General features: G+C 60.1%; 32 protein-coding genes. 15 read left to right on the top strand and 17 right to left on the bottom strand.

Annotated elements, in window-relative coordinates; genetic code table 11:
* Positions 1 to 40: 40 nt before the first annotated feature.
* Positions 41 to 361, bottom strand: a complete 321-nt coding sequence (locus RGR602_RS06455; RefSeq protein ID WP_039846696.1) for a YnfA family protein — start codon at positions 359 to 361, stop codon at positions 41 to 43.
* A gap of 82 nt (positions 362 to 443) precedes the next feature.
* Between RGR602_RS06455 and RGR602_RS06450 the strand changes: the two genes are divergently transcribed.
* The 9 genes from RGR602_RS06450 (at position 444) to RGR602_RS06410 (ending at position 6,097) form a co-directional block, all read left to right on the top strand.
* On the top strand, positions 444 to 860 hold the full coding sequence (locus tag RGR602_RS06450; protein WP_039844429.1) for an NUDIX hydrolase: 417 nt from the start codon (positions 444 to 446) through the stop codon (positions 858 to 860).
* 60 nt (positions 861 to 920) lie between these two features.
* Positions 921 to 1,352 carry a TIGR02301 family protein gene (locus RGR602_RS06445; protein ID WP_039844428.1) on the top strand — a complete coding sequence of 144 codons (432 nt, stop codon included), beginning with the start codon at positions 921 to 923 and terminating at the stop codon, positions 1,350 to 1,352.
* Positions 1,353 to 1,452: 100 nt separating this feature from the next.
* Entirely contained in the window at positions 1,453 to 1,710 is a 258-nt protein-coding gene (locus tag RGR602_RS06440; RefSeq protein WP_027507415.1) for a hypothetical protein, read from the top strand.
* An 11-nt stretch (positions 1,711 to 1,721) separates the two neighbouring features.
* Complete coding sequence (locus RGR602_RS06435) at positions 1,722 to 2,471, top strand: hypothetical protein (protein WP_039844427.1); 750 nt, start codon at positions 1,722 to 1,724, stop codon at positions 2,469 to 2,471.
* An 80-nt stretch (positions 2,472 to 2,551) separates the two neighbouring features.
* Positions 2,552 to 3,391, top strand: a complete 840-nt coding sequence (gene ygfZ / locus RGR602_RS06430) for a CAF17-like 4Fe-4S cluster assembly/insertion protein YgfZ (RefSeq protein ID WP_039844426.1) — start codon at positions 2,552 to 2,554, stop codon at positions 3,389 to 3,391.
* Positions 3,392 to 3,417: 26 nt separating this feature from the next.
* On the top strand, positions 3,418 to 3,993 hold the full coding sequence (locus RGR602_RS06425; protein ID WP_052451634.1) for a YfbR-like 5'-deoxynucleotidase: 576 nt from the start codon (positions 3,418 to 3,420) through the stop codon (positions 3,991 to 3,993).
* Positions 3,990 to 4,520, top strand: a complete 531-nt coding sequence (locus tag RGR602_RS06420; protein WP_039844424.1) for a tyrosine phosphatase family protein — start codon at positions 3,990 to 3,992, stop codon at positions 4,518 to 4,520. Before RGR602_RS06425 ends, RGR602_RS06420 begins: the two co-directional genes overlap by 4 nt.
* A 32-nt stretch (positions 4,521 to 4,552) precedes the next feature.
* On the top strand, positions 4,553 to 5,455 hold the full coding sequence (locus RGR602_RS06415; protein ID WP_039844423.1) for a mechanosensitive ion channel family protein: 903 nt from the start codon (positions 4,553 to 4,555) through the stop codon (positions 5,453 to 5,455).
* 66 nt (positions 5,456 to 5,521) lie between these two features.
* Entirely contained in the window at positions 5,522 to 6,097 is a 576-nt protein-coding gene (locus tag RGR602_RS06410) for a hypothetical protein (RefSeq protein ID WP_039844422.1), read from the top strand.
* Positions 6,098 to 6,124: 27 nt separating this feature from the next.
* On the opposite strand, the gene RGR602_RS06405 is transcribed toward RGR602_RS06410, so the two are convergent.
* Both RGR602_RS06405 and RGR602_RS06400 read right to left on the bottom strand, forming a co-directional pair.
* The gene (locus RGR602_RS06405; protein ID WP_039846695.1) at positions 6,125 to 6,640 is read right to left on the bottom strand and encodes a superoxide dismutase family protein; all 516 of its coding nucleotides are present in this window, start codon (positions 6,638 to 6,640) and stop codon (positions 6,125 to 6,127) included.
* A 127-nt stretch (positions 6,641 to 6,767) separates the two neighbouring features.
* Entirely contained in the window at positions 6,768 to 7,097 is a 330-nt protein-coding gene (locus tag RGR602_RS06400) for a hypothetical protein (protein WP_039844421.1), read from the bottom strand.
* A 421-nt stretch (positions 7,098 to 7,518) separates the two neighbouring features.
* Between RGR602_RS06400 and RGR602_RS06395 the strand changes: the two genes are divergently transcribed.
* The 3 genes from RGR602_RS06395 to RGR602_RS06385 all read left to right on the top strand — a co-directional run bounded on the left by RGR602_RS06395 (position 7,519) and on the right by RGR602_RS06385 (position 10,897).
* Positions 7,519 to 9,312 carry an EAL domain-containing protein gene (locus RGR602_RS06395; protein ID WP_039844420.1) on the top strand — a complete coding sequence of 598 codons (1,794 nt, stop codon included), beginning with the start codon at positions 7,519 to 7,521 and terminating at the stop codon, positions 9,310 to 9,312.
* A 73-nt stretch (positions 9,313 to 9,385) separates the two neighbouring features.
* Positions 9,386 to 10,030 carry an HD domain-containing protein gene (locus tag RGR602_RS06390; RefSeq protein WP_039844419.1) on the top strand — a complete coding sequence of 215 codons (645 nt, stop codon included), beginning with the start codon at positions 9,386 to 9,388 and terminating at the stop codon, positions 10,028 to 10,030.
* A gap of 9 nt (positions 10,031 to 10,039) precedes the next feature.
* The gene (locus RGR602_RS06385; protein WP_039844418.1) at positions 10,040 to 10,897 is read left to right on the top strand and encodes an MOSC domain-containing protein; all 858 of its coding nucleotides are present in this window, start codon (positions 10,040 to 10,042) and stop codon (positions 10,895 to 10,897) included.
* Here the strand turns inward: RGR602_RS06385 and RGR602_RS06380 are convergent.
* The 11 genes from RGR602_RS06380 to rpoZ form a co-directional block, all read right to left on the bottom strand.
* On the bottom strand, positions 10,894 to 11,889 hold the full coding sequence (locus tag RGR602_RS06380) for an aldo/keto reductase (RefSeq protein ID WP_039846694.1): 996 nt from the start codon (positions 11,887 to 11,889) through the stop codon (positions 10,894 to 10,896). The two genes, RGR602_RS06385 and RGR602_RS06380, sit on opposite strands and share 4 nt — an antisense overlap.
* 97 nt (positions 11,890 to 11,986) lie before the next feature.
* Positions 11,987 to 12,760 (bottom strand): DNA repair protein RecO, encoded by a 774-nt coding sequence (gene recO, locus RGR602_RS06375; RefSeq protein WP_039844417.1) that lies wholly within the window; start codon positions 12,758 to 12,760, stop codon positions 11,987 to 11,989.
* Positions 12,761 to 12,814: 54 nt separating this feature from the next.
* Entirely contained in the window at positions 12,815 to 13,192 is a 378-nt protein-coding gene (locus RGR602_RS38120; protein WP_039844416.1) for a response regulator, read from the bottom strand.
* 288 nt (positions 13,193 to 13,480) lie between these two features.
* Entirely contained in the window at positions 13,481 to 14,422 is a 942-nt protein-coding gene (gene era / locus RGR602_RS06365; protein ID WP_039844415.1) for a GTPase Era, read from the bottom strand.
* A 7-nt stretch (positions 14,423 to 14,429) separates the two neighbouring features.
* Positions 14,430 to 15,149: a ribonuclease III gene (rnc, locus tag RGR602_RS06360; RefSeq protein ID WP_039844414.1), complete on the bottom strand. Its 720-nt coding sequence runs from the start codon at positions 15,147 to 15,149 to the stop codon at positions 14,430 to 14,432.
* Positions 15,146 to 15,889 (bottom strand): signal peptidase I, encoded by a 744-nt coding sequence (gene lepB / locus RGR602_RS06355; protein ID WP_039846693.1) that lies wholly within the window; start codon positions 15,887 to 15,889, stop codon positions 15,146 to 15,148. Before lepB ends, rnc begins: the two co-directional genes overlap by 4 nt.
* A 114-nt stretch (positions 15,890 to 16,003) precedes the next feature.
* A complete protein-coding gene (acpS, locus tag RGR602_RS06350; protein ID WP_022714639.1) occupies positions 16,004 to 16,408 on the bottom strand; it encodes a holo-ACP synthase in 405 nt (134 codons plus the stop codon).
* A gap of 25 nt (positions 16,409 to 16,433) precedes the next feature.
* Positions 16,434 to 17,024 carry a DUF2062 domain-containing protein gene (locus RGR602_RS06345; protein ID WP_039844413.1) on the bottom strand — a complete coding sequence of 197 codons (591 nt, stop codon included), beginning with the start codon at positions 17,022 to 17,024 and terminating at the stop codon, positions 16,434 to 16,436.
* Positions 17,025 to 17,169: 145 nt separating this feature from the next.
* On the bottom strand, positions 17,170 to 17,319 hold the full coding sequence (locus RGR602_RS35365; RefSeq protein WP_074067150.1) for a DUF3563 family protein: 150 nt from the start codon (positions 17,317 to 17,319) through the stop codon (positions 17,170 to 17,172).
* A 164-nt stretch (positions 17,320 to 17,483) separates the two neighbouring features.
* Positions 17,484 to 19,697, bottom strand: a complete 2,214-nt coding sequence (locus tag RGR602_RS06340; RefSeq protein WP_039844412.1) for a RelA/SpoT family protein — start codon at positions 19,695 to 19,697, stop codon at positions 17,484 to 17,486.
* Between the two features lie 120 nt (positions 19,698 to 19,817).
* Positions 19,818 to 20,222 (bottom strand): DNA-directed RNA polymerase subunit omega, encoded by a 405-nt coding sequence (gene rpoZ, locus RGR602_RS06335; RefSeq protein WP_039844411.1) that lies wholly within the window; start codon positions 20,220 to 20,222, stop codon positions 19,818 to 19,820.
* Positions 20,223 to 20,517: 295 nt separating this feature from the next.
* Between rpoZ and RGR602_RS06330 the strand changes: the two genes are divergently transcribed.
* Positions 20,518 to 21,099 carry a LabA-like NYN domain-containing protein gene (locus tag RGR602_RS06330; protein ID WP_039844410.1) on the top strand — a complete coding sequence of 194 codons (582 nt, stop codon included), beginning with the start codon at positions 20,518 to 20,520 and terminating at the stop codon, positions 21,097 to 21,099.
* 3 nt (positions 21,100 to 21,102) lie between these two features.
* Here the strand turns inward: RGR602_RS06330 and RGR602_RS06325 are convergent, their stop codons facing one another.
* The 3 genes from RGR602_RS06325 to dapA form a co-directional block, all read right to left on the bottom strand.
* Positions 21,103 to 21,519 carry a DUF3830 family protein gene (locus RGR602_RS06325; RefSeq protein ID WP_039844409.1) on the bottom strand — a complete coding sequence of 139 codons (417 nt, stop codon included), beginning with the start codon at positions 21,517 to 21,519 and terminating at the stop codon, positions 21,103 to 21,105.
* A 3-nt stretch (positions 21,520 to 21,522) separates the two neighbouring features.
* Positions 21,523 to 22,002, bottom strand: coding sequence for an SsrA-binding protein SmpB (smpB, locus tag RGR602_RS06320; RefSeq protein ID WP_022714633.1), 480 nt, complete (start codon positions 22,000 to 22,002; stop codon positions 21,523 to 21,525).
* A 113-nt stretch (positions 22,003 to 22,115) separates the two neighbouring features.
* Positions 22,116 to 23,000, bottom strand: coding sequence for a 4-hydroxy-tetrahydrodipicolinate synthase (dapA, locus tag RGR602_RS06315; RefSeq protein WP_039844408.1), 885 nt, complete (start codon positions 22,998 to 23,000; stop codon positions 22,116 to 22,118).
* A 215-nt stretch (positions 23,001 to 23,215) separates the two neighbouring features.
* Between dapA and RGR602_RS06310 the strand changes: the two genes are divergently transcribed.
* Both RGR602_RS06310 and RGR602_RS06305 read left to right on the top strand, forming a co-directional pair.
* On the top strand, positions 23,216 to 25,291 hold the full coding sequence (locus RGR602_RS06310) for a lytic transglycosylase domain-containing protein (protein ID WP_039844407.1): 2,076 nt from the start codon (positions 23,216 to 23,218) through the stop codon (positions 25,289 to 25,291).
* A 58-nt stretch (positions 25,292 to 25,349) separates the two neighbouring features.
* Complete coding sequence (locus RGR602_RS06305; RefSeq protein WP_039844406.1) at positions 25,350 to 26,243, top strand: alpha/beta fold hydrolase; 894 nt, start codon at positions 25,350 to 25,352, stop codon at positions 26,241 to 26,243.
* Positions 26,244 to 26,257: the final 14 nt, after the last annotated feature.

Raw genomic sequence — 26,257 nt, 5'->3', positions numbered from 1 at the left:
TTGTCTTTGCACCCTGTTTGGCAACCGTCAAGGCACAGCCCTAGCTGCGCGGCCCGAAGAGAATGATCGCCGTCCCGGCAAGGCAGACGGCCGCCCCGCCGATATCCCAACGGTCCGGAACACGGTTTTCCGCAAGCCACAGCCAGACAAGCGATGCGACGACATAAATGCCACCATAGGCCGCGAAGGTGCGCCCGGCCGCCTCGCTCGGCACCAGCGTTAGAAGCCAGGCGAAGAGGGCAAGCGAGACCATGCCCGGCGCGAGCCAGCCAATCGGTTTGCCCAGCCTCAACCAGGCCCAGAAGGCAAAGCAGCCCGCGATTTCAAAGAGTGCGGCAAACGCGTAGATGATATAGATCAGGTGCCCCTTCCCTTCGAATCGGCGATTGAATATCCAACACGAGAATACGCAAATCCCCGGCTGAGTGTAGAGACGGCAGGTCATGACTTCAAAACCAAGAGCAGCGTCGTCAGCGATCCTCGAGCGCGACGGCCGCTTTCTCCTCGTGCTCCGCAGCAAGCCGCCGTCTGCGGATATGTATGCCTTTCCCGGCGGCCGGGCGGAGGACGGCGAGGCGCCTGATCAAACGGCGCTGCGCGAATTTGAGGAAGAGACCGGCATCCGCGCCTATAGTCCGCAGCTCTTTGCGATCTACGACCTGACGGCCCATGCCGCCGACGGCAGCGTCAGCAGCCACTTTCTCCTTTCGGTCTTCACCGTGGAGGCTGACGCGGACGCGGTGGCGGTGGCGGCGGACGACGCAGCCGCTCTCGGCTGGTACACCGTCGAGCAAATCCGCCGCTTGCCGGTGCCGCAGTCGGTGCTTGAATGTGCCGAACGGCTCTCCGTACAGCAATAACGGCGTGGATAGTCATCAGCCTGCCTTGTTCCGGTCACGGCGCAGGTATCATCTAACAATATGATTCCCGTTCGACGCGTTTTTCTGCCTGTCGTTGTCTGCGCCGGTTCGGCAATAGCGGCTGCGGCATGGGCCCAGGACAAGGCGCCGCCGGCGGTTCCCGAAGCCGTGCCGGCAGCGCCCGTTGTCGTGCCTTATGACGACAAGCTCTCGCGGCTGGCGGAGGTGATCGGCTCGGTCCACTATCTGCGCACGCTCTGCAAGGCGCCGGGCGGCAGCGAATGGCGAAGCGACATGCAAAAGCTGCTGGATTCGGAGACGAAAGACGAACCGCAGCGGAAGGAAAGGCTGACGGCGGCGTTCAACCGCGGCTACCGCGCTTTTGCTTCGGTCTACAACGATTGCACTCCATCAGCCATCGTGGCAGAAGAGCGCTACCGTAACGAAGGTGCAACACTCGCCACAGAAATTACCTCGCGCTTTGGAAATTAGGGATAAATTAACCTGTTTTCACTCGCGCACGTGTCGTTTTGGGAAAAGGCTGATAGAGTTGTTAACCAGGCAGTAAGGCATGCAATTTGAGGAAGAGATGATGGAACCAAGCCTCAATGACATCGACGACATGATCGTCCACGAAAAGATGCAGGCGGCTCTGGAGTACCACAACGAAGCCTGGGCCGACGGTATGGCTGACGGTATCGAGCCAGAGATTATTGCCGACACGGCAATCGTTCAAGCGCTGCGCGAAACGATCCGCCGCCATGGCGAAAAGGGTGCAGAGGCGCTGCTTGATTCGTTGCGCGAACGTATGCTGGGTGGCGAATTTTCACCGAACCGCACCCTGCAATAATAGAGAGTCCCATGCGTACCGGTAAGGACACCGAACCGCGGCTTTCGATCGCGCCGCTCCTGCTCGCTATTTGTCTCAGCGCCGGCATTCTGGCGGCTCCTTCGGCAAATGCTCTTTCTGAACTCCAGAAGATTCCGGGCCAAGCCGATCCGCAGGCGGCCGATCAGCAAAATTCCGGACAGTCCCAGACACCGTCTTCAACGTCTCCGGGCGTGCCGATGCCGGATCCCCTCGTCAGCAAGGACAGCAGCCAAGGTAGTGACAAGACGCCCGGCGCGAGTGACGATTCGAAGCCTGTCGAAGTAATCTACGACATCAGCAAGGTGCCGGAGCCGGTGCGCCGCATGCGCGAGCAGATCGTAGAAGCCGCAGCATCCGGCGACCTGGAGCGCCTGCGGCCACTCTTCGGCAGCGGTGCCGAACAGACGCAAGTATCAGTGGGCGAACCCACGGACGACCCTATCGGCACGCTGAAAGACCTATCGGGCGACCCCGACGGCGACGAGATCCTTGCAATCATGCTCGACGTGATCTCGACCGGTTTTGTGCATGTCGGCGCAGGCACGCCGGACGAGATGTATGTCTGGCCTTATTTCGCCGAGAAGGATTTGAAGGCTCTGACTCCGCCCGAACGCGTGGAACTGTTGCGCATCGTCACTGCGGGCGACCTTTCCGACATGCAGGAATTTGGCGGCTACAATTTCTACCGTCTCGGCATTACGCCCGCCGGCAAATGGAAGTTCTTCACGGCCGGCGACTGAGCTTGCCCCTTTCAATCCCGCTTGCAGCCAGCGCACGGAAGACTTACTTCTGAGCGATAACGAACGCGACAGGTTCCGCCATGCCAGCCGTCTTTCTGAAGGATCGCGCGCTTCTCCGCGTCAGCGGGGCCGACGCCGAAGCCTTTCTGCACAATCTCATTACGACCAACATCGTCTCACTTGCCGCAGGCGAAGCCCGGCCGGGCGCGCTGCTGACGCCGCAGGGCAAGATCCTGTTCGACTTCATGATCTGGCGCGACGGCGCCGATTTCATCATCGAGACGGACGTCGGCCAGCGGGATGCACTCTTGAAGCGGCTGGCCATGTACAAGCTGCGCGCCGCTGTGACACTTGAACCGGTCGAAGAGCAAGGCGTTACCGTATCCTGGGACGAAGAGGCCGCGGAAGGCGTGGCCGACAGCCGCTTTGCGAAGGCCGGGGAGGTGCTTCTGCGCTGCCGCGGCAATCACGGCACGGCGGATGCCAAGTTTTATGATGCTCTGCGCGCTGCAAACGGCGTTGCGATTTCCGGTGCGGATTTCGCCCTCCAGGACGCGTTTCCGCATGACGTTCTGCTGGATCTGAACGGTGGTCTTTCCTTCAAAAAGGGATGCTATGTCGGTCAGGAGGTGGTTTCGCGCATGCAGCATCGCGGCACCGCGCGCCGGCGTGTCGTATCAGTCAGCGCCGATGCCTATCTGCCCGCCACGGGGACCGAGATCACCGCTGCGGGAAAGCCGGTCGGCGCTCTGGGCACCGTCGTCGGCAAAAATGGGCTTGCGATCGTGCGCATCGATCGCGTCGGCGAAGCCATCGCAAGCGGCATTCCACTGCTGGCGGGAGAGACGACCGTATCGCTAAGGCTGCCGCCCTGGTCCGGCCTTACCTTCCCTGCCAACGCCGACGAGGCGAGCGCGTGAGCAAGGAGCCGCGCGCATGGCAGCGCATGCTGTCTGGCCGACGCCTGGATTTGCTCGACCCCTCGCCGCTCGATGTCGAACTCAGCGATATCGCCCATGGGCTGGCGCGTGTCGCGCGTTGGAACGGCCAGACCTGCGGAAACCATGCCTTCTCCGTCGCCCAGCACTGCCTCGTCGTCGAGGACATTTTCCGGCGGTTCAATCATGCGACGCCCGACGATTGCATGATGGCGCTGCTGCACGATGCCCCGGAATATGTGATCGGCGACATGATCTCGCCGTTCAAGTCAGTCGTCGGCGGCGGCTATAAGGCCGTGGAGAAGCGTCTCGAGGCGGCGGTTCACCTGCGCTTCGGCCTGCCGCCGCACCCGTCACGGGAACTCAAGGATAAAATCAAGAAGGCCGACACGATTGCGGCCTATTTCGAGGCGACCTGCCTGGCCGGTTTCACGCCTGTCGAAGCCCGGAAATTCTTCGGCCAGCCGCGCGGCATCAGCAAGGACATGCTGTTGATCGAGCCGCTTCCGGCGCTGGAGGCCCAGCGGCTCTTCTGCGAGCGCTTCGAGGCGATCGAGACGATGCGGAGCAGGGCGAAACCATGACGAGGATCGTCGTCTCGCCGCTTTTCTTGATCGCCGAAATGGCCGTGCGCCACGGCGCGCGGGAAATGATCAGCCTGATGGCAAAGGAACAGGCGTTCCACCGGCCCGGCGTGATTGCCGCCGACCGCCACCTGCTCCTGTACATGAACGACATCGCCTTCAAGGGAACAGGAAATCTCGTCGCACCTGAGGAGGCACATGTGCGCCAGCTGATCGATTTTGCAGCCGCCTGGGATCAGCGCTCGCCTCTGCTAATCCATTGCTGGATGGGAGTTTCCCGCTCCCCCGCCGCCGCCCTGATCGCCGCGCTTTCGCTCGCGCCGGACCAGGACGAGATGGCGCTGGCAAAGCGCCTGCGCAGCGCCTCGCCCTGTGCGACGCCCAATGCCCGCATAGTCGAAATCGGCGATGTGCTGCTCCAACGAAAAGGCCGTCTGGTGGATGCCGTCCGCGCCATCGGACGCGGTGCTGATGCCGATGGCAATGCGCCTTTCGTGTTCCCGGTGACGACAGAATTTGACGGTTGACGCTTCTGCCGCCTGCCCCATCTAGCCTTGGCATGGAGCAGGCAACGGACGTCATCGCGGCAACCCGCACCGCGCTCAACGAGGCAAGCGCGCTTGCCGTGCAATACTCGTTCTCGATCCTCGGAGCGATTATCCTTCTGATCGCCGGCTGGGTCATGGCGAGCTTCCTGAGCCGTTGGGCCTATGAAGGCATGTCGCGGGTGCGTGGCATTGACGAAACGCTGGCGCGTTTCTTCACGAATGTCTTGCGCTATGCTCTGCTAATCCTCGTTTTTGTCACGGTTCTCGCCCAATTCGGCGTTCAGACTGCGTCGATCATCGCTGCTCTTGGCGCTGCGGGCCTGGCGATCGGCCTGGCGCTGCAGGGAACGCTGCAGAATATCGCGGCGGGTATCATGCTGCTCATCTTGCGCCCCTTCCGGGTGGGGGAATATATCGAGACGAGCAGCGTCTCGGGCACCGTTCGCGAGATCGGTCTCTTCGCCACCGAGTTCAAAACCTTTGACGGGCTCTATCGGCTCGCTCCGAATTCGATCCTCTGGAACACGCCGATCACCAACTACAGTCGGGAACCGACGCGTCAGAACGAGTTGAAGATAAGCCTCGCCTATGAAGACGATGCCGATGCCGCCATGGAGCGATTGCTGGGCTTTGCCAAGGCCGACCCGCGCATCCTGAAAACGCCAGCCCCTGCAGTCTTCATCGACAGCATGAGCGGGCCAACGATCGGTCTCACGCTGCGCTATTGGGCCAAGACCGGGGACTGGTGGGGCGTGAGCCGCGACATGATCAAGCGTGCCAAGCTCGCCATCGATCAGGCCGGGCATCTCATTCCCCTATACGGTGCCGAAGCGAAGTCCGGGCCGACGGCGGTCGCCGATGCCGAAATGACAGCCGGAGAGCCTGCGATGCCGGAACGAAAAAGCCGCCGGTAGGCAACCAGCACTCCGGCACGGAACGTTTTGACTCTCCATCGGTTAACCTCCCAAGGAGATTGACCGATGCCGCTGCCGAACTACCGCGATACGTTTTTGCAGTGCCTGCAAACCCTGAAGGACCTTATGGGGCCTTCGGAGGAATATGTCCGGTTTCGCTGGCAGGCGATCTATCTGACGCGCGGGCGCTTCTCCTATTTCTTCCGAGGCGCGCTCGACGGTCAGGTCAGCGGTTTTTCTGGTCAGCAGATCGATCTGACGAACGGCGAAATCACCATCATTCCCGCCCGCTCCGCCGCGCTTTACGGGGCGACCTTCGGGCTTAACGAGGCAATTACGGCCTATAATGGTCCCGCGAAGTCGGTCATCGATGTCGCGCACGCCTTCAACGAGGCAGGCGAGATGAGCTACCATCCGGAATTCTTCTATGTCCGGATGGACCTGCTTCACAGCGCCAATGACAGCCGGATGGGCTTTACGCTCGACCCGCGCCTTAGGGAAAATACCAATCTTATCTTTGTCGGCGTAGAAGATCAGGTGACGGCGGATTTGCTGGAAGAAAGCGATATCGCCCGCTGGGTCGCGCAGGAAAAGCCGATGGCTTCGACGGACTGGTACGCCGAGCGCTTCTACTACAGTTGAGAAGACGACGGCTCGCCTCGACATCCTTCATTCGATAACGCCGCAAGCGAGCCTTGCACCTGCATCGCCCGCGGGCTGACTGCGATAGTCATCCGAATTTGCGTGGATCATCAGCGCACGGCCGCGAACGCCGTCCTCCTTGCCGTCAAGCGTCACCATGCTGTTGAAGACCTGGGCGCGCAGCACGCCGTGTTGATCGACAAATTGATTCGGCATATCACCGGCATGCGGACCCTTGGCTGTCAGGATGCCGTGCTCGGCCTCCGTCGGATTGAAATGCTTGCCTGCCGATTCATGATGGGTGGCCGGGTCGCATTTGCCGACGTCGTGGACATGGAACCCTACCCATCGGTTTGACGGAAGACCGGAGACCTCGAGTTCGATCAGTACGCCGCCGCTGGCCGCAGCCGTCAGCGTCGCACGGCCGTTCTCCTTGCCGTTCTCGCCGACAAAATTTGCAACCGCTGTCTGCTTATCCTGCGCGAATGCCATCGAAGCCGTAGCGGCAACGGCGAATGCCGCGAGTGTGACTATCCTTGCCATCCGGATTCCTTCCATTTTTGAGAGCTTATTGTTCCCAACGCCTCATGGAGGAAGGTGTTCCTGTTGAGATCAGGCAAACAAAAAGCCGGCCATTCGAGGCCGGCTTCATCGATTGCTGAAGGCAACCTCATGACGCGATGTCGAGGTCGTACTGGCCGTATGTATTGCGGTAGAGTTCGGCGGCGTGATCGCTCTCGCCTGCTGCATCCTGAGAATTCGATTCAACGCTCCCGGCGCCGCTATCGCCGAGTTCGATCATCAGCGAGAGAACATTGTCGCCAGCTGTGGAGCGCGGCTGGCGTCCTGTATCGTCTTCACTGAACCGCTTGAAAATGCCGGGCTTTTCATCAGCTGCACGCTCCCCGCGGCTCAATACCCCGTCACCATTCGCGTCCAGCCGCGATAGGGTCGCCAAATAGGCATAAGACGTTTCTGAAACAGATGAAACATGAGTCATACAAACCTCCGTTCACCGCCTTTTTTTCCGGTGATGTCTGTACGCAATACGATGGGGGAAATCAAAACTGACTCGGTGGATAAACTGATTTGCGAGTCGGGTCAATAAGTTGTTAACTTCTCATTAATCAAGGTTGACAAAGCTTTTACACGAAGCTTGCCGCCTTGCATCCTAGGCGTGCACGTGGCATAGTCTCACATACTTCGCAGGCAACCGATTGTTAATTCGGTCCACAGATAATGATTGCAACGGGTTGCCGCAGCAGAGCCGGTCGTTTCCGGTATTGTTTAAGTCGAATATTTTAAAGATTTTCAGAAAGGCCTTTGCATGCCCGGTGCGAAGCGCGGCGTTTCCTGCTCGGATTTGAGCTATGGGGATCAGCAGTAATTCGCAGCGGCCTACATGCAGGATAATTGCCCTCATGGATGCTGAAACGCTCTTTTGGCAGCAATGCACCCAAGCCGTAAACAACGACGGTTCAGTCGATGCGAAGCGCCTGATGGCGCTGGTCATCGAGACCTATCGAAGCCATGGCCGCAACCATGCCCTTTTCGCCCTCGTGCTCGATAACCTGCCGCTCGGTCTCAGCGTCTTCGATTCGGCACAGCGCCTGATCCTCTGCAACGACCGGTTCCGCCAGCTCTTCGGTTTCTCCGCCGATCAGGCAGTCCCTGGAATTTCTGTGCGGGCTCTCAGCATCAGGATCCCCGGCAAAGAGAGGAAGACGGTTCGATCCGCTTGCCGCTCCAAGGAGGCGTCTGCAATGCCGCCCGGCCTAGGTAAAATCCGCCGGCGCGAATGGCTGATGGACGACGGCCGCGTTATCTTCAGTGTTGTGACCGTCTTACCGGATGGCAGCAATATCGCGATCCATTCAGACATCACCGAAGAGCGGAAGGCCGCCGAGCGGATCGCCCACCTCGCGCATCACGATCCGCTGACCGGCCTGCCGAACCGCATCCGTTTTCGCGAGCAGGTCGATGCCGCACTTTCCGAGCGCGCGCCAAACGAGCAGATCGCGCTCGTGCACCTGAACCTCGACCGCTTCAAATCCATCAACGATACGATGGGCGTTTCGACCGGCGACACCATCCTTCGCCAGGTTGCCGAACGCATCCGTGCATCGGCTAGCAGCGAGAATATGCTGGCCCGCCTCGGCTCCGATGAATTCGCGGTTCTTCAACGTGGAAGGCAGCAGCCGCGGAATGTCACGGCGCTTGCCGCCCAGATCCGCAGCGAGCTTTCCAAGCCCTTCTTTCGCGGCGACAAGCAGATCGAGCTCAGCGTCTCGATGGGAATTGCACTCGCGCCCGAAGATGGTGCCGAGACCGACATATTGCTCCGCAACGCTGGTGTCGCGCTCTCGCGGGCCAAGGCGGATGGACGCAAGCACGAACGCTTCTTCACAAGCGAGATGGCATCCCGCATCCAGGCCCGCCACGCGCTCGAAGCCGACCTTCGGCTGGCATTGCACAGCGACGAATTCGAACTGCATTACCAGCCGCTCTACGACCTGCGTCAGCAGCGCATTTGCGGTTTCGAAGCCCTTGTACGCTGGAACCATCCAACGCGCGGCCGCGTGCCGCCGATGGAGTTCATCCCACTTGCCGAGGAGGTCGGCCTCGTCGTCGATATCGGGCGCTGGGTCCTGAGGAAGGCGTGCCGCGAGGCCGCATGCTGGCCGGAAGGCATCAAGATCGCCGTCAACGTCTCGGCGATCCAGTTCACCAGCAGCAATCTGCTGGCCGATGTCGATGAGGCGATTGCGGAGGCTGCGATATCCCCGGCGCGGCTGGAACTGGAGATCACCGAAAGCGTGCTGATGGAAAATCTCGACGATACGCTGCCGATTCTTCATGCCTTAAAGGAGCGCGGCATCCGCATTTCCATGGATGATTTCGGAACCGGTTATTCGTCGCTGAGCTACCTGAGCAGCTTTCCCTTCGACAAGATCAAGATCGACAAATCGTTCGTCTGCGGAATCGCCGAAAACAAGGAAGCCTATGCCATCATGCACGCAATCATCCTGCTCGGCGACGCGCTCGGCATGCGCGTCACCGTCGAGGGCGTCGAGACGGCCGAACAAAAGAGCCTGCTCGAAAGCGAGGAATGCGACGAGATTCAAGGCTACTACATCAGCCCGCCAGCACCTGCCGCTGACGTCGCGAGGCTGCTTTTAGCATCACGCTCTGGATCCATGGCGAAGGCGAGCTGAGAGCTTCATTGCGACTCGTGTCCGGAAGCTTTATGCGAAAGTCCGAGCACTCCTAAAAAATCCGGTGACAGGCATGTTCGAAGCCAAGGCCTTTTCTCCTTTTGAAAGTCTCGCGGCCAAACTCACTCCCTACGCCACGGAGGGCGATGACGGGTCGCATGACCTTGCCCATATCCTGCGCGTGTTCCGCAATGCGATGCGGATACACGCAACAGAGGGCGGAAACGGTCGGATCCTAGCCGCCGCCGTTCTGCTCCATGACTGCGTCGCGGTCGAAAAGAGCTCACCTTTGCGCTCCAAAGCTTCGGCACTCGCCGCAGAGAAGGCATCCGGCATCCTGAAGAAACTGGGCTGGGCGACAGATGAGATCGCGGCCGTTGCGCATGCGATCACCACCCACAGTTTTTCTGCCAATATCACGCCAGAAACCCTGGAAGCGCGAATATTGCAAGACGCCGACCGCCTCGACGCAATCGGCATGGTGGGCGCGGCGCGCTGTTTTTATATCGGCGGCCGCATGGCGTCGGGCCTTTATGATCCCTTCGATCCGGCTGCCGAACGTCGCCCCCTCGACGATCGGCGCTTTGCCATTGACCATTTTCAGACAAAGCTGTTCAAACTTGCCGACGGATTTCAGACGGTGGCGGGTCGCGCCCTTGCCGCCGAACGCGACAAGCGTCTGCGCGACTTCCTCACGGCATTCATGGACGAGATTTAGGAGAACGAAATGCGCGTAAGCGATCTTTTTATCTATCCGCTCAAGAGCGCCCGCGCCATCGCCTTGCCTTTTTCGGCGGTAGACTCCTTCGGCCTTCCCGGCGATCGGCGCGCGATGGTGACGGATCCTGACGGTCATTTCATCACGCAACGCGAATTGCCGGCACTCGCGCGGATCGAAATCCAGCCCGAGACGGAGGCTTTCCGGCTGGTGATGACGGGGAAGCCGGATATCGCCGTCCCGCCGCCGCAGCCGGACCGCCGCACGGATGTCGTCGTCTGGAAATCCCTGGTGAATGCCGCAGTCGCCGACGACGAAAGCAATGCTCGGCTTTCCGAATGGCTCGGACGGGACGTGAAGCTGGTCTTCTTCGATAACCAGGCGCAGCGCATCGCCAACCCCGAATGGGCAGGCGCTGAGACCCCCATGACGTTCGCGGACGGCTATCAGATCCTGGTGACGACGACCGGCTCGCTGAAAGCGCTCAACGCCAACCTCGCCTTGCATGCAGAGGGCAGCGTCGGCATGGAGCGCTTCCGGCCAAACATTGTTATCGATACGGACGAAGCCTGGCTGGAGGACCGCTGGGCGGCAATCGAGATCGGCGGCATCCGTTTCGATCTCGTGAAACCCTGCGCACGCTGCATCATGACAACACAGGACCAAATGACGGGCTCGCGCGAGGTGCCAAACCCGATGCCCGCCATGGGCCGCATCCGCATGTCGGCAGACCGCCGCGTGCGCGGCGTGATTTTCGGCTGGAATGCCGTACCGCGCGGCACCGGCCGGATCGCCATCGGCGATGCCGTCACCATCATCGAGGAACGGCCTGAAGGCTGGCCTTTCAAGATGCGCGCGGCGGGTTAACGGCCAGCTAGCGCCGCATCGATCCGTGCCATCATATCCCGGGCCAGCGGTCCCTTTTCCAAAGCGCCGGCGTTTTCCTCAACCTGGGCGACCGTGCGAAAACCGGGAATAGGCAGCGTACGCGGCGAGCGTGCCCATAACCACGCAAGAGCGCCTTGTGTCAGCGTGCGGCCGCCGGTGGTCAGCAGGTCGCGAACGGCTTCCAGGCGGGCTGCGAATTCCGGCGCGATGCGCCCATCCTTGAAATAAACCATCCAGTCGAGGCTCGTGGCCCGGACATCCTTGGCCCCGACTGTCTTCTGCGGCGTGAACTTGCCGCTCAGTAGCCCCATCGCCAGCGGTCCGCGGTTGATCGACAGCAGGCCGTTCTTCTCGACCACATCGATCATGGCCGGCACCGGCTCAAAGACATTCATCGTGTGCTGTATGGATACGAAGCCCTTGCAACCTGCGTGGCGGGCGGCGCGATCCGGGAAGTCCGTGCTCCAACCGAAGGCGTCGATCTTACCCTCTGCCTTGAGTGCTTCGAGTACATCGAAAACTTCGTCCGACGCTTCCAGCGGGAAATCGTTCAGGTGGAACTGCAGGAGATCGAGCCGCTCGCGCTTCAGCCGGCGCAGCGACGTTTCCGCCGATTGGCGGATGAAGGCCGGATCGGCAAAGGCGCCCGTTGCCTGCTTCGTTTTCTCGTCGGTGGCAAAACCGAATTTCGTGGCAATAACGATATCGTCGCGATTGCCGATCGCGCGACCAACGACCTCTTCCGAATGCCCGGCGCCATAGTTCGAAGCCGTGTCGAAAAAGCGGATGCCGAGGTCGACGGCGCGATGAATGGCCTCGATCGACTCGTCGTCGTCGACCTCCCCCCAGCCGAGTGGCACCTCGCCTGCGAAGAACGGCCCGCCGATCGCCCAGCAGCCCATGCCGAGCCTCGGGATTTCGCGGCCATTCCAGAGCGTGATCGTTGTCGCATTATCTGTCTTCGTCAGCATGAAATCCTCCAGAGCAATATGAGCAGACATAGGCAGGACGCCGGAACGGATAAACCTCCAATTCCGCAGCATGTTTTTCAGCAGTGAAAAACCACCCTCAGGCCGAGAGCTCGTCCGGCGCTGGAGGAACAGCCCTGAGAGACGAATTGAGTGCCTTCAGGGCTGCCTGAATGAAGCCGTCGCGGGCTGCAGTCGCTTCGATCCCGCGCGGCTCGTAGACGTGGCGATGCAAGAAAAAGCCCGTCAGGCGAAAGGCCGCGCTCAGACTGTCGAAGTCTGCGGCATCATTGCCGTCGGCGCGGAGAAAGCCCGGAAGTACGAACATCTTGTCCGCCCAGGGGGCGCCGGCTGACCGGCTGACCGCCCGGCCGGATTTCGGCGAGACATAGGCAAGATCGGTCCGCGCGCCCGTTGCGGCGCATTCGGCAAGGTCAAGGCCGAAGCCGAGGTCGTTGAGGACGGCGAGTTCGAAGCGGACGAAAAGTTCACCGGCATCCGCCGGATTGTGGAGATTGTCGAGAATGACTTCGAGCGCATCGTAAAGATGCGGATGTGGGTCGCGTTCCGGCAAAAGCCGCAAAAGAGCGCCCATCGCCTGCACCCCATAGACGGCGGTGGCTGTTTCCATGAGCTGCGCTGCACGCAGCCGCAGCGGCTCCACGCGGAATTCGCCGAGATGCTCGTCGAGGCGCGCGCGCCAGATCACATCCACCTCGTTGCCGGGCTGCAGCACCGGCTGCATCGCGCGCGAACGGCCGGAACGCACCAGCCCGAGATGACGGCCCCGAGCACGCGTCATCACCTCGGCAATGACGCTGGTCTCGCCGTGGCGTTTGACGCCAAGAATGATTGCATGATCCTGCCACTGCATGGCGAACGAACCTCAAGCTTGCGGAAATGATCCTAAAGCAAGCACAGCCCTATGTCATGAAGCCGGATCCAGTTCGGCAGTCGGAAAGAGCTTCTCGAGGAATTCGCGCATCGCACCTTCGTCGAAGGGCTTTACGAGAAGCGGCACATCCTGGAGGTCCGGCGGGAAGTCTCGCGTATCGGAATAGCCGCTGACAAAGCCGAAAGGGATGCCCGTCTCATTCAAATGCCGGGCAAAGCCGAAGCTCATCGCCTCGCCGAGATTGACGTCGAGCAGCGCGAAATCATAGCTTTTCGACTTCACGGCATCCATCGCCTGATCGAGGCCGCTTGCGATATCGATGGCCTCCACGCCGACGGCGCGGAGCATATCTTCCGCTTCCATCGCAATGATGAGACTGTCTTCAAGGACCAGAACACGGCTTGCGTTCATGATCTCCGCGCCCTTCGCTGAACGCCGTTTACGGCGCACACCGTCTGCTTAACCCGCATCTCTACCTCTGGTACCCCCCTTATGCCCGGTTAGCGGGCCATAGGCCATGCGACCTGAGTGAGCCGCTTTTCTGATTCTGTCGATAAGAAGCAAAATCGGAGGAAAAGTGGCATCACCGACCTTATTTTCTGTTTGACCGATTTGCATTCAAAAAAGACATGGCCGCAGAAATTTTATGAGCGGCCGCCTGATATCGCCAAGCCATTCGAGCCGGTCTTTCTCAATCGGTCAACGCGGAAAGTCGAGCCCCATTTCCCGGAACCGCTCCGGGTCATCGCCCCAGTTCTCCCGAACCTTGACGAAGAGGAACAGGTGCACCGGCTGCTCGAGGATTTCGGCGATTTCCTTTCGGGATGCCGAGGAGATCGCCTTGATCGTCTCGCCACCCTTGCCAAGCGTGATCTTCTTCTGGCTGTCGCGCTCGACGTAGATCACCTGCTCGATACGCACCGAGCCGTCCTTGCGCTCTTCCCATTTTTCCGTTTCGACGTGAGAGGAATAGGGAAGCTCCTGGTGCAGACGCAGGAAGAGCTTTTCGCGGGTGATCTCGGCGGCGAGCTGGCGCATCGGCAGATCGGAAATCTGATCTTCCGGATAGTACCACGGGCCTTCGGGCAGGGTCTTGGCCAGATAATCCATGACGTCGTCGCAACCGGAGCCGTTCTCCGCCGAGATCATGAAGGTCTGCTCGAAGGCGATCTTCTCGTTCGCGGCAGCGGCCAGCGCCAGCAAGTCTTCGCGCTTGACGCGGTCGATCTTGTTGAGCAGGAGTATCTTGGGCTGTCGCACCTCCTTGAGCCCTTCCAGGATCGCCTCCGCGTCGCCGCGCAGGCCGCGCTCGCTGTCGATCAGCAGCATGATGAGATCGGCATCCTTGGCCCCGCCCCAGGCCGACGTGACCATGGCGCGGTCCAGTCTGCGGCGCGGCTTGAAGATGCCGGGCGTATCCATGAAGACAATCTGCGCATTGCCATGGATCGCGATGCCGCGGACAATGGCGCGCGTCGTCTGCACCTTGTGGCTGACGATCGACACCTTGGCACCGACAAGGCGGTTTACCAGGGTCGATTTTCCGGCATTGGTCGGGCCGATCAGGGCGACGAAGCCGGAATGCGTTTCGCCATTGGTTTCAGCGGCGACTTCATGCGCCATATCGTTTTCTTCCGTCATTGTCCCGTCAATTTCCGGCAGAGGCTTTCTGCCAAATGCCTTCGCGTTCCAGCATCTTTGCTGCGGCGACCTGTTCGGCCGCACGCTTCGAGCGCTCGACTCCCGTTTCCGGCTCCACGCCGACCACTTCCACCGTCACCGTGAAGCGCGGATCATGATCCGGCCCGGTGCGTTCTTCAACCCGATATTGCGGTGTGACGCCGAATTTCGCGTGCGCCCACTCCTGCAGTTCGGTCTTGGCGTCCCGCTTTGCGCCGTCGGCGCGGGTCGCCCGCTGTTCCCAATATTTAAGGATGAAGCGGCGGGCGACCTCAAGACCGCCGTCGAGATAGAGTGCCGCGATCAGGCTTTCGACTACATCGGCGCGAACGTTCATCATGCGCTTGCCGGTGAGCTTCTTGACGTCGGCGCCTGTGCGGACAAAAAGGTGCAGACCCAGTTCGTCGGCCACTTCCGCGCAAGTCTCGGCGCTGACCAGCTGGTTCAGGCGCACCGACAGCTCGCCCTCCCCGGCCGTCCCGAAAGTGCGAAAAAGCAGTTCGGCGATGCAGAGGCCCAGCACACGGTCGCCCAGGAACTCCAGACGTTCGTAATTGGCGCCCTTCTGCGTGCGGGCGCTCGCATGGGTCAAAGCCCGGTCCAGGCGCTCCTTCCCGGCGAATTCGTGGCCGATCAAGGCTTCAAGCCTCGTCCGGTCCGCCGCCGAAAGCGTCTGCACTTTGCTCATTCAACAACCTTGAAGAGGCGGTCCCACCGCATGTTGGCCGGCCATTTCCAGATTTCGCGGAACGACGTGTCGTTGCCGAGCGAGAAGAAGATGACGCTGGCGCGGCCGACGAGGTTTTCCGCCGGAACGAAGCCGACGTCAAAACGGCTGTCGAGAGAATTGTCGCGGTTGTCGCCCATCATGAAGTAATGGCCTTCCGGCACGACGAAATCCTGGGTGTTGTCGCCGCGCGAAACGGGCGACTGGTCCAGCGTGTCGTAGGTCTTGCCATCGTCAAGCGTTTCGCGGAACACCGGCACGTCTTCGCCCGGATCGAGCTTGTAATCCGAGGTAAAGGCGCCGTCGGCCACCTTCGGAACCGGCTTGCCATTGATATGGAGCACGCCATCCGTCACCTGGATATGGTCGCCAGGCAGACCGACGACGCGCTTGATGTAGTCGATGTCCGGGTTCGGCGGAAAGCGGAAGACGACGATATCGCCGCGATTCGGCTCGGAGCCGAAGATGCGGCCGCTGAAAAGGTTCGGCGAAAAAGGCAGCGAGTATTTCGAATAGCCGTAAGCGAATTTGTTGACGAAGATGTAGTCGCCGACGAGCAGGGTCGGCATCATCGAGCCGGATGGTATCGTGAACGGCTGGAAGAAGACCGTCCGGATCACCATCGCCAGCAACAATGCCTGAATAATGACTTTAATATTTTCCCAAAGGGCGTTCGGCTTAGTATCGGCTTTTTCGGACACGCAGTCTTGTTCCTTAAAGGCGCCGCAGCGGCGCATTCTCTGTTTGCTTCTCTCTAGCGGCTTCGGCAGGTGGCGGCAATGCCGCGAACATTAAAAGCGACCACACGCCGCTCCTCACGCGCTTTCCGGCAGGGCTTCGATGATCACGAATGCCTGAGCAAGCGGATAATCATCGGTTATCGTCAAATGCACCATCGCCCTGTGCCCGGCAGGCAGCATGGACTGAAGCACGACAGCGGCGCCGCCGGTCAGTTGCATCGTCGGCTTGCCGCTCGGCAGATTGACGACACCCAGATCCTTCCAGAAAACGCCCTGCGCCATGCCCGTGCCGAGCGCCTTCGAACAGGCTTCCTTGGCGGCAAAACGCTTCGCATAGGATTCGGCGCGGTTGGCGCGGCGGTCGGAGCGCGCCCGCTCGATCTCGGTGAAGCAACGGTGGGTGAAGCGCTCGCCGAAGCGCTCAAGCGACTTTTCGACACGGCGGATGTCGATGAGATCGCTGCCAATGCCGATGATCATGCGATGCCTCTCTGTCGAAACGAAATCATACAGTCGGAATATCCTGCGTGGGACGGGCAAGGTGAAGGCGCGCCCGCTCCATCAGTTTCGCGCGGCGGCGGACCTGAAAACCCTTCACGGTGTAGAACGTCAGGATATAAAGCACAACGGAGCTGATGGCGGCCGGAGGAATGGCGCCGATCAGCATGGGCTCGAGCACCGGCTTCCAGAGCTCGGTGAAACGGAGCTTGTGAAAAAGCTCCATCAGATCGACGGACTGCCCGCTCATCGCATCTTCGCGCATGAGCAGCAGATGACCGATTTCCCAGGTCGCCGCCCAGATGAAGGGATATGTGAGGGGATTGCCGAAGGCCGCCGTGCCGAGCGCTGCCGCAACCATGTTTCCGGAGAGGAAATAGGCAAGCACGAAGGCCATGATGAAATGCACGCCGATGAACGGGGTCCAGGATACGAAGACGCCGGCTGCAACGCCCATTGCCACGGCGTGCGGCGAAGCCGTCAGGCGTAGGATGCGCATCTTCACATAGCGCAGCGGACGCAAAAAGCCCTTGCGGGGCCAGAACAACTCTCGCGTCCTTTCACGAAGTCCTGCAGGTTTTCTGCGGCGAAACAGCATGGCGGCTATTTAGAGCAGCGCAGGTCGCCATGACAAGAGCGGTCAAAAGTCTCGCGGCTCGCCTCACCCGCCGCCGAAGCTCTTCACCGAAGGGCGCGCGTCATGCATGGCGCCCTTTTGCATAGCTGGAAGTGTAGACCCGCAATCAACGGCTACGGAACAGGCCCCGGTCAACCTGACGCTGACGGTATTCAAGATCAATACGGTCATACGAACCGTTGAGGTATGCCATTTCACGTTCCTGTACGCTTGGAACGCGAAGAGCGCGGGCGATTTTCTTGATGGGAGTAAACATAGCGTTGGTTCTTTCTTTGGTTCATTCTCTGATGAACGGAAGATAGGTGCTGCAGTGCACAATTACCAACGCTCTAATATAGGCACAGCCATGCAAAGCGTGCATGCCTTGCCTTTTCGGTACGCGAATTCTGCAACAAAACGATCATAATATGTGCAGACGTCTCAGTCGTAGAGGCGTCGCACCGTCGCAATGCAATCCAGATCCTTCAGTTGCGCGAGCAGCTGGTTGAGCTGGCGAAGATCCCATACTTCGACATCGACCGCCATTTCGGTGAAGTCGGCCGCGACGCGCACCGTGTTTAAGGAACGGATATTCACGTCAAGGCCTGCAACGGATTGCGCCACCTTGGCCAGCGTGCCCGGCTCGTTCAATGCGTTGATGAGCACGCGCGCCATGAAGCGCGATTTGTTGGCCTCGTCCAGGTCCCAGCGCACATCGATCCAGCGATCGGGCTGATCATCGAAACGTTGCAGCGCGGACGACTGGATCGGGTAGATGGTGATGCCCTTCCCCTTCTCCATGATGCCTACGATGCGATCGCCGGGCACGGCGCCTGCAGGTGCGAACTGAACGGCGATATTGCCGGAAATGCCGCGGATCGGGCCCATATCGGCATCCGTCTCCGCCTCCGTCTTGGCCTTGTCTGGAACCTTGAAGATCATGCCAGAGGCGCTGCGGACATTGAACCAGCCGTCATCGCCACTTGGCTTGACGGTGACACGCTCGTCCTGATGGTCAGGATAGACAGCGCGCAGGACATCGAGCGACGACATCTCGCCCCGGCCGACGGCGGCGATCGCGTCCTCGACATCCTTCTGGCCGAGGCGGTGCAGCGCCGGCTTCATCGCGTCCCGGGAAAATATCTTCCCCGCCCGCTCGAAGGTGCGCTCCAGGATGCGGTGCCCGAGGCCGGCATATTGCTTGCGAATCGCCAGGCGCGTGGCACGGCGGATTGCAGCACGCGCCTTGCCGGTCACGACGATCTCCTCCCACGCAGCTGGCGGCACCTGCACGCCGGAGCGGATGATCTCGACCTCGTCGCCGTTTGCAAGTCTTGTCACCAGCGGCATGATGCGGCCGTTGATCTTGGCGCCAACCGTCGTGTCGCCGATATTGGTGTGAACGGCATAAGCAAAGTCGATCGGCGTTGCGCCGCGCGGCAAGGCGATCAGTTTGCCCTTCGGCGTGAAGCAGAAGACCTGGTCCTGGAACAGCTCAAGCTTGGTGTGTTCGAGGAACTCCTCGGGGCTATCGCCTTCGGCCAGCGCCTCGATCGTGTGGCGGAGCCATGAATAGGCATTGGACTCGCGCGAGAGAATGTCGCCCTCGGCATTGGTCGCGCCGTCCTTGTAAAGGGCGTGCGCGGCGATGCCGTATTCGGCGATCTCATGCATGCGCTTGGTGCGTATCTGCAGTTCGATGCGCTGGCTGGAGGGGCCGACGATCGTCGTGTGCAGCGAACGGTAGTCGTTCTGCTTTGGCGTTGAGATGTAGTCCTTGAAGCGGCCAGGCACGACGCGCCAGCGCATATGAACGATGCCGAGCGCGCGATAGCAGGCTGGAACGTCCTCGACGAGGATACGGAAGCCATAGACATCCGAAAGCTGCTCGAAGGAAAGCGACTTCGATTGCATCTTGCGGAAAACCGAGTAGGGCTTCTTCTGGCGCCCCTTGACCTTAGCCGTCGTCAAGCCGTTGGCCACCAGCAGATCGCGCAGTTCCGTTTCGATCTTCTTGACCAGGCCTTCGTTACGCTGCGAGAGTTCCTGCAGACGCTTCGTGACGGTTTCGTAAGCCTCCGGGTTGATATGGCGGAAGGAAAGCTCCTCCAGTTCATCGCGCATGTCCTGCATACCCATGCGACCCGCAAGCGGCGCATAGATCTCCATCGTCTCCTCGGAGATACGGGCACGCTTGTCAGCCGACATATGGTCGAGCGTGCGCATATTGTGCAGGCGGTCGGCCAGCTTGACGAGCAGCACGCGGACATCGTCGGAGATCGCAAGCAGCAGCTTGCGCAGGTTTTCCGCCTGCTTGGCCTTTTTGGTGACGAGATCGAGTTTCTTGATCTTCGTCAAGCCTTCGACCAGCCGGCCGATATCTTCGCCGAAGAGCTCGTCGATTTCGGCGCGTGTCGCCGTCGTATCCTCGATCGTATCATGCAGCAGAGCGACGGCAATGGTCGACTCGTCGAGATGCATGTCCGTCAAAATCGCGGCGACTTCGAGCGGATGGGAGATATAGGGATCACCACTGGCACGCTTCTGCTGTCCATGCTTCTGCATGGCATAGACATAGGCCTTGTTCAGCAGAGCTTCATTGGCGTCGGGCTTGTATTTCTGCACCCGCTCCACGAGCTCGTACTGCCGCATCATCCCGGAACTACTCCAATAAAAACAAAAGCGCGCCAATCACCGATTGGCGCACGCACTGGCAATAATATGCCTTAGCAATAAAGGCGCAAGATTGACGATTGGTAATCGTCTCGCGACGTATCAGTAGTCGTCGCTCTTTTCCGGAGGCACGAGACCTTCGATGCCGGCCAGAAGCTCTTCTTCCGACATCTGGTCGAAAGTGATCGTCTCGGGCTGATCGTCCTGCTCTTCGCCTTCCGCAGCCGCCACGCCACCAGCGGCAATGAGGCTTGCCGGGTCGGGCTCTGGCTCGTCGACTTCGACGTGCTTCTGCAGCGAGTGGATGAGGTCTTCCTTCAGATCGTCGGGAGACAGCGTTTCATCGGCGATTTCGCGCAGCGCCACGACGGGGTTCTTGTCGTTGTCGCGATCGATGGTGATCAAGGCACCCTGGGAAATCAGCCGCGCGCGGTGGCTGGCAAGCAGAACCAGCTCGAAGCGGTTCTCAACTTTGTCGATGCAATCTTCAACTGTGACACGGGCCATTGCCTGTCCTTTACGGTCGTGATTTCGGGATTAGAACGCCCGATACAATTAAAAGCCGACGAATTCAAGTTTTTCATGCACCGCCCCGCCGTTTATGGGTCGCCTTGCTAAAATTTTCGAGTGAATGTGACAATTCCACCGTTAGTTGCTTGGAATATGCCGAATCGTGCCCTAAATCTCCTTTATATGAATAATTCATAAATTAAGAATTATTCTTTCTTCGTTAACTAAGCCATTGTTTTTATGGAATTTTGACCGAAGAAGATTTGGATTACTCTAATTGGATTGGCATGCGATGTTCGACCCACGCGAAAAAATTGCACTCTTCATAGACGGCGCCAACCTCTACGCTGCATCCAAGAGCCTCGGCTTTGATATCGATTATCGCAAGCTGTTGAAAGCGTTCCAGAAACGCGGTTACCTGCTGCGCGCCTACTATTACACCGCGCTGATCGAGGATCAGGAATATTCCTCCATCCGCCCGCTGATCGACTGGCTCGATTACAACGGATACAAGGTCGTCACCAAGCCTGCCAAGGAATTCACCGACTCCATGGGCCGCCGGAAGATCAAGGGCAACATGGATATCGAACTGGCGATCGACGCCATGGAGCAATCCGAAACCGTCGACCACCTTGTCATCTTTTCCGGCGACGGCGATTTTACCACCCTGGTGGAAGCCCTTCAGCGCAGGGGCCGCAAGGTGTCGATCATCTCCACGATGGCGACGCAGCCGCCCATGATCGCCGACGACCTGCGCCGCCAAGCGGATCACTTCATCGATCTGCTGTCGCTGAAAAGCGAGATCGGCCGCGACCCGTCCGAACGCCCGCAGAAGCCCGTCGAGATCGCCCCGGCGAGCGACTTCGAGGAGTAGTTCTCAATCCAAAGCCTCAAACAAGATCGGCTGGGCGCCTTTCCAGAGCACCAGTTTTCCCATGTCATCTAGTTGTTCGCAGCCCTCGACGATCGTGAGGAAATGATTGCCGGCAAGAGCGCCCATCTTGCTCGCAAATGACGAGCTGCCATAGGCAAAGAGCAGCTCTGTCTCGCTGTGCCCGCCCGGATAAAGCAGGATGTCGCCACGCGACGGATGGCAGGTGTGATTTTCGAAATCGACGCCGAACTGATAATCGCCGAGCGGCACCCAGATCGCCTCCCCGCTCCATCGCGAATGGATAGTCTGATTTCGAAAGGGCAGCAGCGACGTGAACGCCGTGCAGGTTTTCGGCGCCTTTTCTACCTCCAGCTTCGCCACGAAGACTTGCGACGCCACCGAAATCTTCAGTCTTCGCATCGCTTAGCCATTGTCCTTCAGCAGGCGGCTCTTCTGCCTGTTCCAATCGCGCTCCTTCTCGGACTCGCGCTTGTCGTGCAGCTTCTTGCCCTTGGCGAGCGCCAGTTCCATCTTCGCCCGGCCGCGATCATTGAAATAGATTTTCAACGGGATCAACGTCATGCCTTCGCGGTTGATGCCCGCACGCAATCTGTTGATCTCGCGGCTCGAAAGCAGCAGCTTGCGGCGGCGGCGCGGCTCGTGGTTGAAGCGGTTGGCCTGCAGATATTCCGGCAGGTAGGAATTAATCAGCCAGATCTCGCCGCCTTCATCCGAAGCGTAGGATTCAGCGATATTGGCCTTGCCTTCGCGCAAGGACTTGACTTCGGTGCCCATCAGAACGAGCCCGGCTTCATATGTATCGATGATTTCGTAGTTGAAGCGGGCCTTGCGGTTTTCGGCCACGACCTTCTTCACGATACGCTGGCTGCCTTTGGGGGCCATGACTCATTCCAATCCTTGCGGACGCGCAAAACCGCGCGCCCTCATTTCCTGCCCTTATGTAGGGGAACAGCCGAAACTTGTGAAGACGGACGCAACCCGTCTTCCAGCTTCGCTCAGTTCAGCAGACCGGCGTGACGCATCGCGGCATCGATTGCCGCTTCTGTCGTCGGCTCCAGCATGGAGATCAGCGGCGAGCGCACGTTGCGGCTCATGCGTTCGAGCCTAGAGAGGCCGTATTTCGCGCCGCAGAGGCCCGGCTCCAGGAAGATCGCCTTGTGCAGCGGCATCAGGCGGTCCTGATATTCGAGCGCCTTATTGTAATCGCCGGCAAGCGTTGCCGCCTGGAATTCTGCGCAAAGACGCGGCGCGACATTCGCAGTTACCGAAATGCAGCCAACACCGCCATGGGCGTTGAAGCCAAGTGCCGTTGCATCCTCGCCCGAGAGCTGGCGGAAATCCTTGCCGCAGGTAATGCGCTGTTCGGAAACGCGCTCGATCTTGCCGGTGGCATCCTTGACGCCGACGATGTTCGAATGCGCCTTGGCAAGCGCGCCCATCGTTTCCGGCGTCATGTCGACCACCGAGCGGCCGGGGATATTGTAGATATAGATCGGCAGCCTGACAGCCTCGGCGATGGCCGAGAAGTGCGCGATCAGGCCCTTCTGGGTCGGCTTGTTGTAATAAGGCGTGACGACGAGCACGGCTTCGGCGCCCGCCTTTTCGGCATGCTGGGCAAGCTCGATCGCCTCGCGCGTATTGTTCGAGCCGGCACCCGCCATGACCGGCACGCGCCTGGCCGCCGCTTCGATGCAGATTTCCACGACCCGTTTGTGCTCGCCATGCGACAGCGTCGGAGACTCGCCGGTCGTGCCGACCGGAACGAGACCACTGCTGCCTTCCCTGATCTGCCAATCGACATGGGAAGCGAAGGAGGCTTCATCCACCAGTCCGGCATCAGTGAAGGGGGTGACGAGAGCGGGAATGGATCCCTTAAACATGCGCAACTCCTCACGGCCGATATCCACGCTTCAGCCGCATTCCTTGAATATAGGTTGCGCACCATAAAGCGGCGAAATCGCCGCGACAAGCGCGCATGGATCGGTTTAGGGCAAATTCCGACATCAAATGTGAACGAATTTTACCGGTTTCGGTAAGGTTTCATTAAGAGGCCTGTTGCGAAACTCGAGGCATATTTTCCTGACGAGTATCCCGGATGAAAAAAGCTGTGTTGATCCTCTCCACCCTCGGCCTTGCGGCCGCCGCGTGGAGCAGCGCCGCCTCGCCGCTGCCTGACACGGGCGCTCCGGTACCCGAGGTAGGGCCGATCGGCTTCGTGCCGCAAACCTCGCTGCCTGAATCGATCATGACCGGCGCCATCCCGCGCAACACGACCGTCGCGCCCGTCAGCGGAAACCTGAAGGCCGGATTAGACGCGCTTTCCGGCAAGAATGCGCAGCAGGCCATCTCGATCCGCAACGGTATGGCCAAGGGCACCCTCGACCGGCATATTCTGACATGGGCGATTGCCGTTTCCGGCATCAAGGGCGTGCCCTCCTACGAGATCGCAGGCGCGGCACAGGAACTCAAAGGGTGGCCGGGACTTACCAAGCTGCGCGCTTATTCCGAGCGCGCACTCTACGACGAAAATCCGGACCCGGCTGCAATCCTTGCGGCTTTCGGCGACACCGCACCGGAAACGACCCCAGGCGCGATGATCCTCTCGCGAGCGCTGGTCTCTGCCGGCAGACAAACACAGGCCGCGAAACATATCCGCAAGGTCTGGCGCAGCGAAGCACTCGACAAGGAGACCGAAGACAAGATCCTGGCGGAGTTCTCAGCACTGCTCGGCCCCGCCGACCACAAGGCACGCATGGAATATCTGATGTATCGCGGCCGGACCGCGCAGGCCAAGCGCTTCGGCGACATGGGCCAGGCGCAGTCCCTCTACGAGGCATGGTCGGCGGTCGCGAGCAAGGCGGCCAATGCCGGCACGCTCCTTTATGCTGTCGATGGCAAATGGTCGAATGACCCGGGCTATCTGTTTGCCCGCATCGAGTACCTGCGCAAGCAGGACAAATATGCCGAAGCCGCCAAGCTTCTGGCGCAAATGCCTTCGGCGCGCGATGAACTGTTGAATTCCGGCGAATGGTGGAACGAGCAGCGCATCGTCAGCCGCGGCCTCGTCGACCAGGGCCAGTTCAGGGCCGCCTACCGCGTCGTCGCCAACCACGTCGCGACGAACGCGGCAGATATTGTCGAAGCCGAATTCCACGCCGGTTGGTACGCGTTGCGCGGACTGCAGGATCCGGCGACGGCCGAGACGCATTTCCGCAAGATTCTTCAGGTTTCGAACGGTCCGATTTCCGTTTCGCGGGCCTGGTATTGGCTGGGCCGTGCCGCAGAAGCCGGCGGGGCGGGCAAATCCAGCGATTTCTACGCAAAAGCAGCAAACTTCCCGAGCACTTTCTACGGTCAGCTCGCAGCTGAGCGGCTGGGTCGCAAGACGCTCAACGTGTCCTATCCGTCGCCCACAAAAGAAGACCGGCAGCGCCTCCAGTCCCGCGAAGCCGTTCAGGCGATTTCGCGCCTTGAGGCCGCAGGTCATGGCTGGCGTGCGGCAAGCCTTTACCTGGCGCTCGCCGAGCAGCTTCAAAGTGCCGGCGAACTTGCCATCCTGGCGGCGCAGGCGGAAGGCTCCGGCAACCATCACCTGTCGCTGCAGGTCGGCAAGATCGCGTATGCGCGCGGGATCGATGTCGCAGCGCTCGCCTTCCCTGTCGGCGTCATTCCCGCGAACGCGAATATCTCCGGCTCGGGCAAGGCGCTCGCCTATGCCATTGCAAGGCAGGAAAGCGCTTTCAACCCCGCCGCCGTCTCGTCCGCAAACGCCCGTGGCCTTCTGCAACTTTTGCCCGGGACCGCCAAGGCAGTCGCCAAGCGCCACAACATCACCTATTCAGCCGACAAGCTGACAGCGGACGCCGGCTACAACGCCACGCTCGGCGCGCATTATCTCGGCGAACAGATCGACGCCTTCGGCGGCTCCTACATCTTGACCTTTATCGCTTATAATGCCGGGCCGAAGCGCGTGCCCGAATGGATCAGCCGCTACGGCGACCCGCGCGGCAAATCCATCAATGAAATCGTCGACTGGATTGAGCGCATCCCCTTTCCAGAAACGCGCAACTATGTCCAGCGCGTGATGGAGAATTACGAGGTCTATAAGGCGCGGCTCGGGCAGTCGCCGGATATCGAGCGCGACCTGATCGGCGGGCGGTCTTCATCCTGATCGATTTGCTTTGAGGCTGAAGCAGGTTAGATTTCCTGAGCGCAACTGGGAAATCGCAATGTTTTCAAGCACCGCAGAAGGCTTCGAGGAAAAGACATACCTGTCAGCCGACGGGCTCAAGCTCTATGCCCGCGACTATGGAGCCGGGAATCGGTCGGCATCCGTCTGCCCACCGGTCATCTGCCTTCCCGGCCTGACACGCAATTCCCGCGACTTTCATCAGCTTGCGCTGATCCTCTCGAAGGACCCGGAGCGTCCCAGACGCGTGATCGCGCTCGACTATCGCGGACGCGGCCGCTCGGCGTGGGACGATAACAAGCAGAATTACAATCTCGGCGTGGAAGCAAACGACGTTCTGAGCGCCTGCGCCGCCTTCGGCATCACCCAAGCCGTCTTCATCGGAACGTCACGTGGCGGACTGATTCTGCATCTCATCGCCGAGATGAAGCCCGAACTGCTGGCATCCGTGGTGCTCAACGATGTCGGCCCGGTGCTCGAACTGGAAGGGCTTCGGCATATTCAAGCTTATCTCGCAAATCCGCGAAAGCCTCGTGACTGGGACGATGCGGCCGGATTGCTTCGCGAACTGCACGAGGCGGAATTTTCCGCTCTTTCCGCCGGCGATTGGCGCGGAATGGCCTACGCAATCTATCGCGAAACCGATGATGGATTGGTCACGGATATCGATCCGGCCATCGCCGAAGCCGTGATCGCTGCCGATTTCAGCAAGCCGCTGCCGGATCTTTGGACGCCGTTCGACGCAATGGCGGCGATACCGCTGCTGGTTATCCGCGGCGAGACTTCAAAACTGCTGTCAAAGGCAACGGTCGAAGAGATGCTGCGGCGGCATCCGGCAGCACGGCAGTTCACAGCAAGATGTCAGGGACATGCGCCGCTGCTGCATCTCGATGATGTGGCGGAGGAAATCCGTCGCTTTCTCCGCGACCTCTAATGGCATCCGTCTCA

The sequence above is a fragment of the Rhizobium gallicum bv. gallicum R602sp genome, assembly GCF_000816845.1.
Lineage (GTDB): Bacteria > Pseudomonadota > Alphaproteobacteria > Rhizobiales > Rhizobiaceae > Rhizobium > Rhizobium gallicum.
This window is presented reverse-complemented; position numbering and strand designations above follow the sequence as displayed.

Coding starts and splice junctions, on each gene's coding strand:
- RGR602_RS06450 (WP_039844429.1), top strand. CDS start 444: ATGACTTCAAAACCAAGAGCAGCGTCGTCAGCGATCCTCGAGCGCGAC.
- RGR602_RS06445 (WP_039844428.1), top strand. CDS start 921: ATGATTCCCGTTCGACGCGTTTTTCTGCCTGTCGTTGTCTGCGCCGGT.
- RGR602_RS06440 (WP_027507415.1), top strand. CDS start 1,453: ATGGAACCAAGCCTCAATGACATCGACGACATGATCGTCCACGAAAAG.
- RGR602_RS06435 (WP_039844427.1), top strand. CDS start 1,722: ATGCGTACCGGTAAGGACACCGAACCGCGGCTTTCGATCGCGCCGCTC.
- ygfZ (WP_039844426.1), top strand. CDS start 2,552: ATGCCAGCCGTCTTTCTGAAGGATCGCGCGCTTCTCCGCGTCAGCGGG.
- RGR602_RS06425 (WP_052451634.1), top strand. CDS start 3,418: ATGCTGTCTGGCCGACGCCTGGATTTGCTCGACCCCTCGCCGCTCGAT.
- RGR602_RS06420 (WP_039844424.1), top strand. CDS start 3,990: ATGACGAGGATCGTCGTCTCGCCGCTTTTCTTGATCGCCGAAATGGCC.
- RGR602_RS06415 (WP_039844423.1), top strand. CDS start 4,553: ATGGAGCAGGCAACGGACGTCATCGCGGCAACCCGCACCGCGCTCAAC.
- RGR602_RS06410 (WP_039844422.1), top strand. CDS start 5,522: ATGCCGCTGCCGAACTACCGCGATACGTTTTTGCAGTGCCTGCAAACC.
- RGR602_RS06405 (WP_039846695.1), bottom strand. CDS start 6,640: ATGGCAAGGATAGTCACACTCGCGGCATTCGCCGTTGCCGCTACGGCT.
- RGR602_RS06400 (WP_039844421.1), bottom strand. CDS start 7,097: ATGACTCATGTTTCATCTGTTTCAGAAACGTCTTATGCCTATTTGGCG.
- RGR602_RS06395 (WP_039844420.1), top strand. CDS start 7,519: ATGGATGCTGAAACGCTCTTTTGGCAGCAATGCACCCAAGCCGTAAAC.
- RGR602_RS06390 (WP_039844419.1), top strand. CDS start 9,386: ATGTTCGAAGCCAAGGCCTTTTCTCCTTTTGAAAGTCTCGCGGCCAAA.
- RGR602_RS06385 (WP_039844418.1), top strand. CDS start 10,040: ATGCGCGTAAGCGATCTTTTTATCTATCCGCTCAAGAGCGCCCGCGCC.
- RGR602_RS06380 (WP_039846694.1), bottom strand. CDS start 11,889: ATGCTGACGAAGACAGATAATGCGACAACGATCACGCTCTGGAATGGC.
- recO (WP_039844417.1), bottom strand. CDS start 12,760: ATGCAGTGGCAGGATCATGCAATCATTCTTGGCGTCAAACGCCACGGC.
- RGR602_RS38120 (WP_039844416.1), bottom strand. CDS start 13,192: ATGAACGCAAGCCGTGTTCTGGTCCTTGAAGACAGTCTCATCATTGCG.
- era (WP_039844415.1), bottom strand. CDS start 14,422: ATGACGGAAGAAAACGATATGGCGCATGAAGTCGCCGCTGAAACCAAT.
- rnc (WP_039844414.1), bottom strand. CDS start 15,149: ATGAGCAAAGTGCAGACGCTTTCGGCGGCGGACCGGACGAGGCTTGAA.
- acpS (WP_022714639.1), bottom strand. CDS start 16,408: ATGATCATCGGCATTGGCAGCGATCTCATCGACATCCGCCGTGTCGAA.
- RGR602_RS06345 (WP_039844413.1), bottom strand. CDS start 17,024: ATGCTGTTTCGCCGCAGAAAACCTGCAGGACTTCGTGAAAGGACGCGA.
- RGR602_RS35365 (WP_074067150.1), bottom strand. CDS start 17,319: ATGTTTACTCCCATCAAGAAAATCGCCCGCGCTCTTCGCGTTCCAAGC.
- RGR602_RS06340 (WP_039844412.1), bottom strand. CDS start 19,697: ATGATGCGGCAGTACGAGCTCGTGGAGCGGGTGCAGAAATACAAGCCC.
- rpoZ (WP_039844411.1), bottom strand. CDS start 20,222: ATGGCCCGTGTCACAGTTGAAGATTGCATCGACAAAGTTGAGAACCGC.
- RGR602_RS06330 (WP_039844410.1), top strand. CDS start 20,518: ATGTTCGACCCACGCGAAAAAATTGCACTCTTCATAGACGGCGCCAAC.
- RGR602_RS06325 (WP_039844409.1), bottom strand. CDS start 21,519: ATGCGAAGACTGAAGATTTCGGTGGCGTCGCAAGTCTTCGTGGCGAAG.
- smpB (WP_022714633.1), bottom strand. CDS start 22,002: ATGGCCCCCAAAGGCAGCCAGCGTATCGTGAAGAAGGTCGTGGCCGAA.
- dapA (WP_039844408.1), bottom strand. CDS start 23,000: ATGTTTAAGGGATCCATTCCCGCTCTCGTCACCCCCTTCACTGATGCC.
- RGR602_RS06310 (WP_039844407.1), top strand. CDS start 23,216: ATGAAAAAAGCTGTGTTGATCCTCTCCACCCTCGGCCTTGCGGCCGCC.
- RGR602_RS06305 (WP_039844406.1), top strand. CDS start 25,350: ATGTTTTCAAGCACCGCAGAAGGCTTCGAGGAAAAGACATACCTGTCA.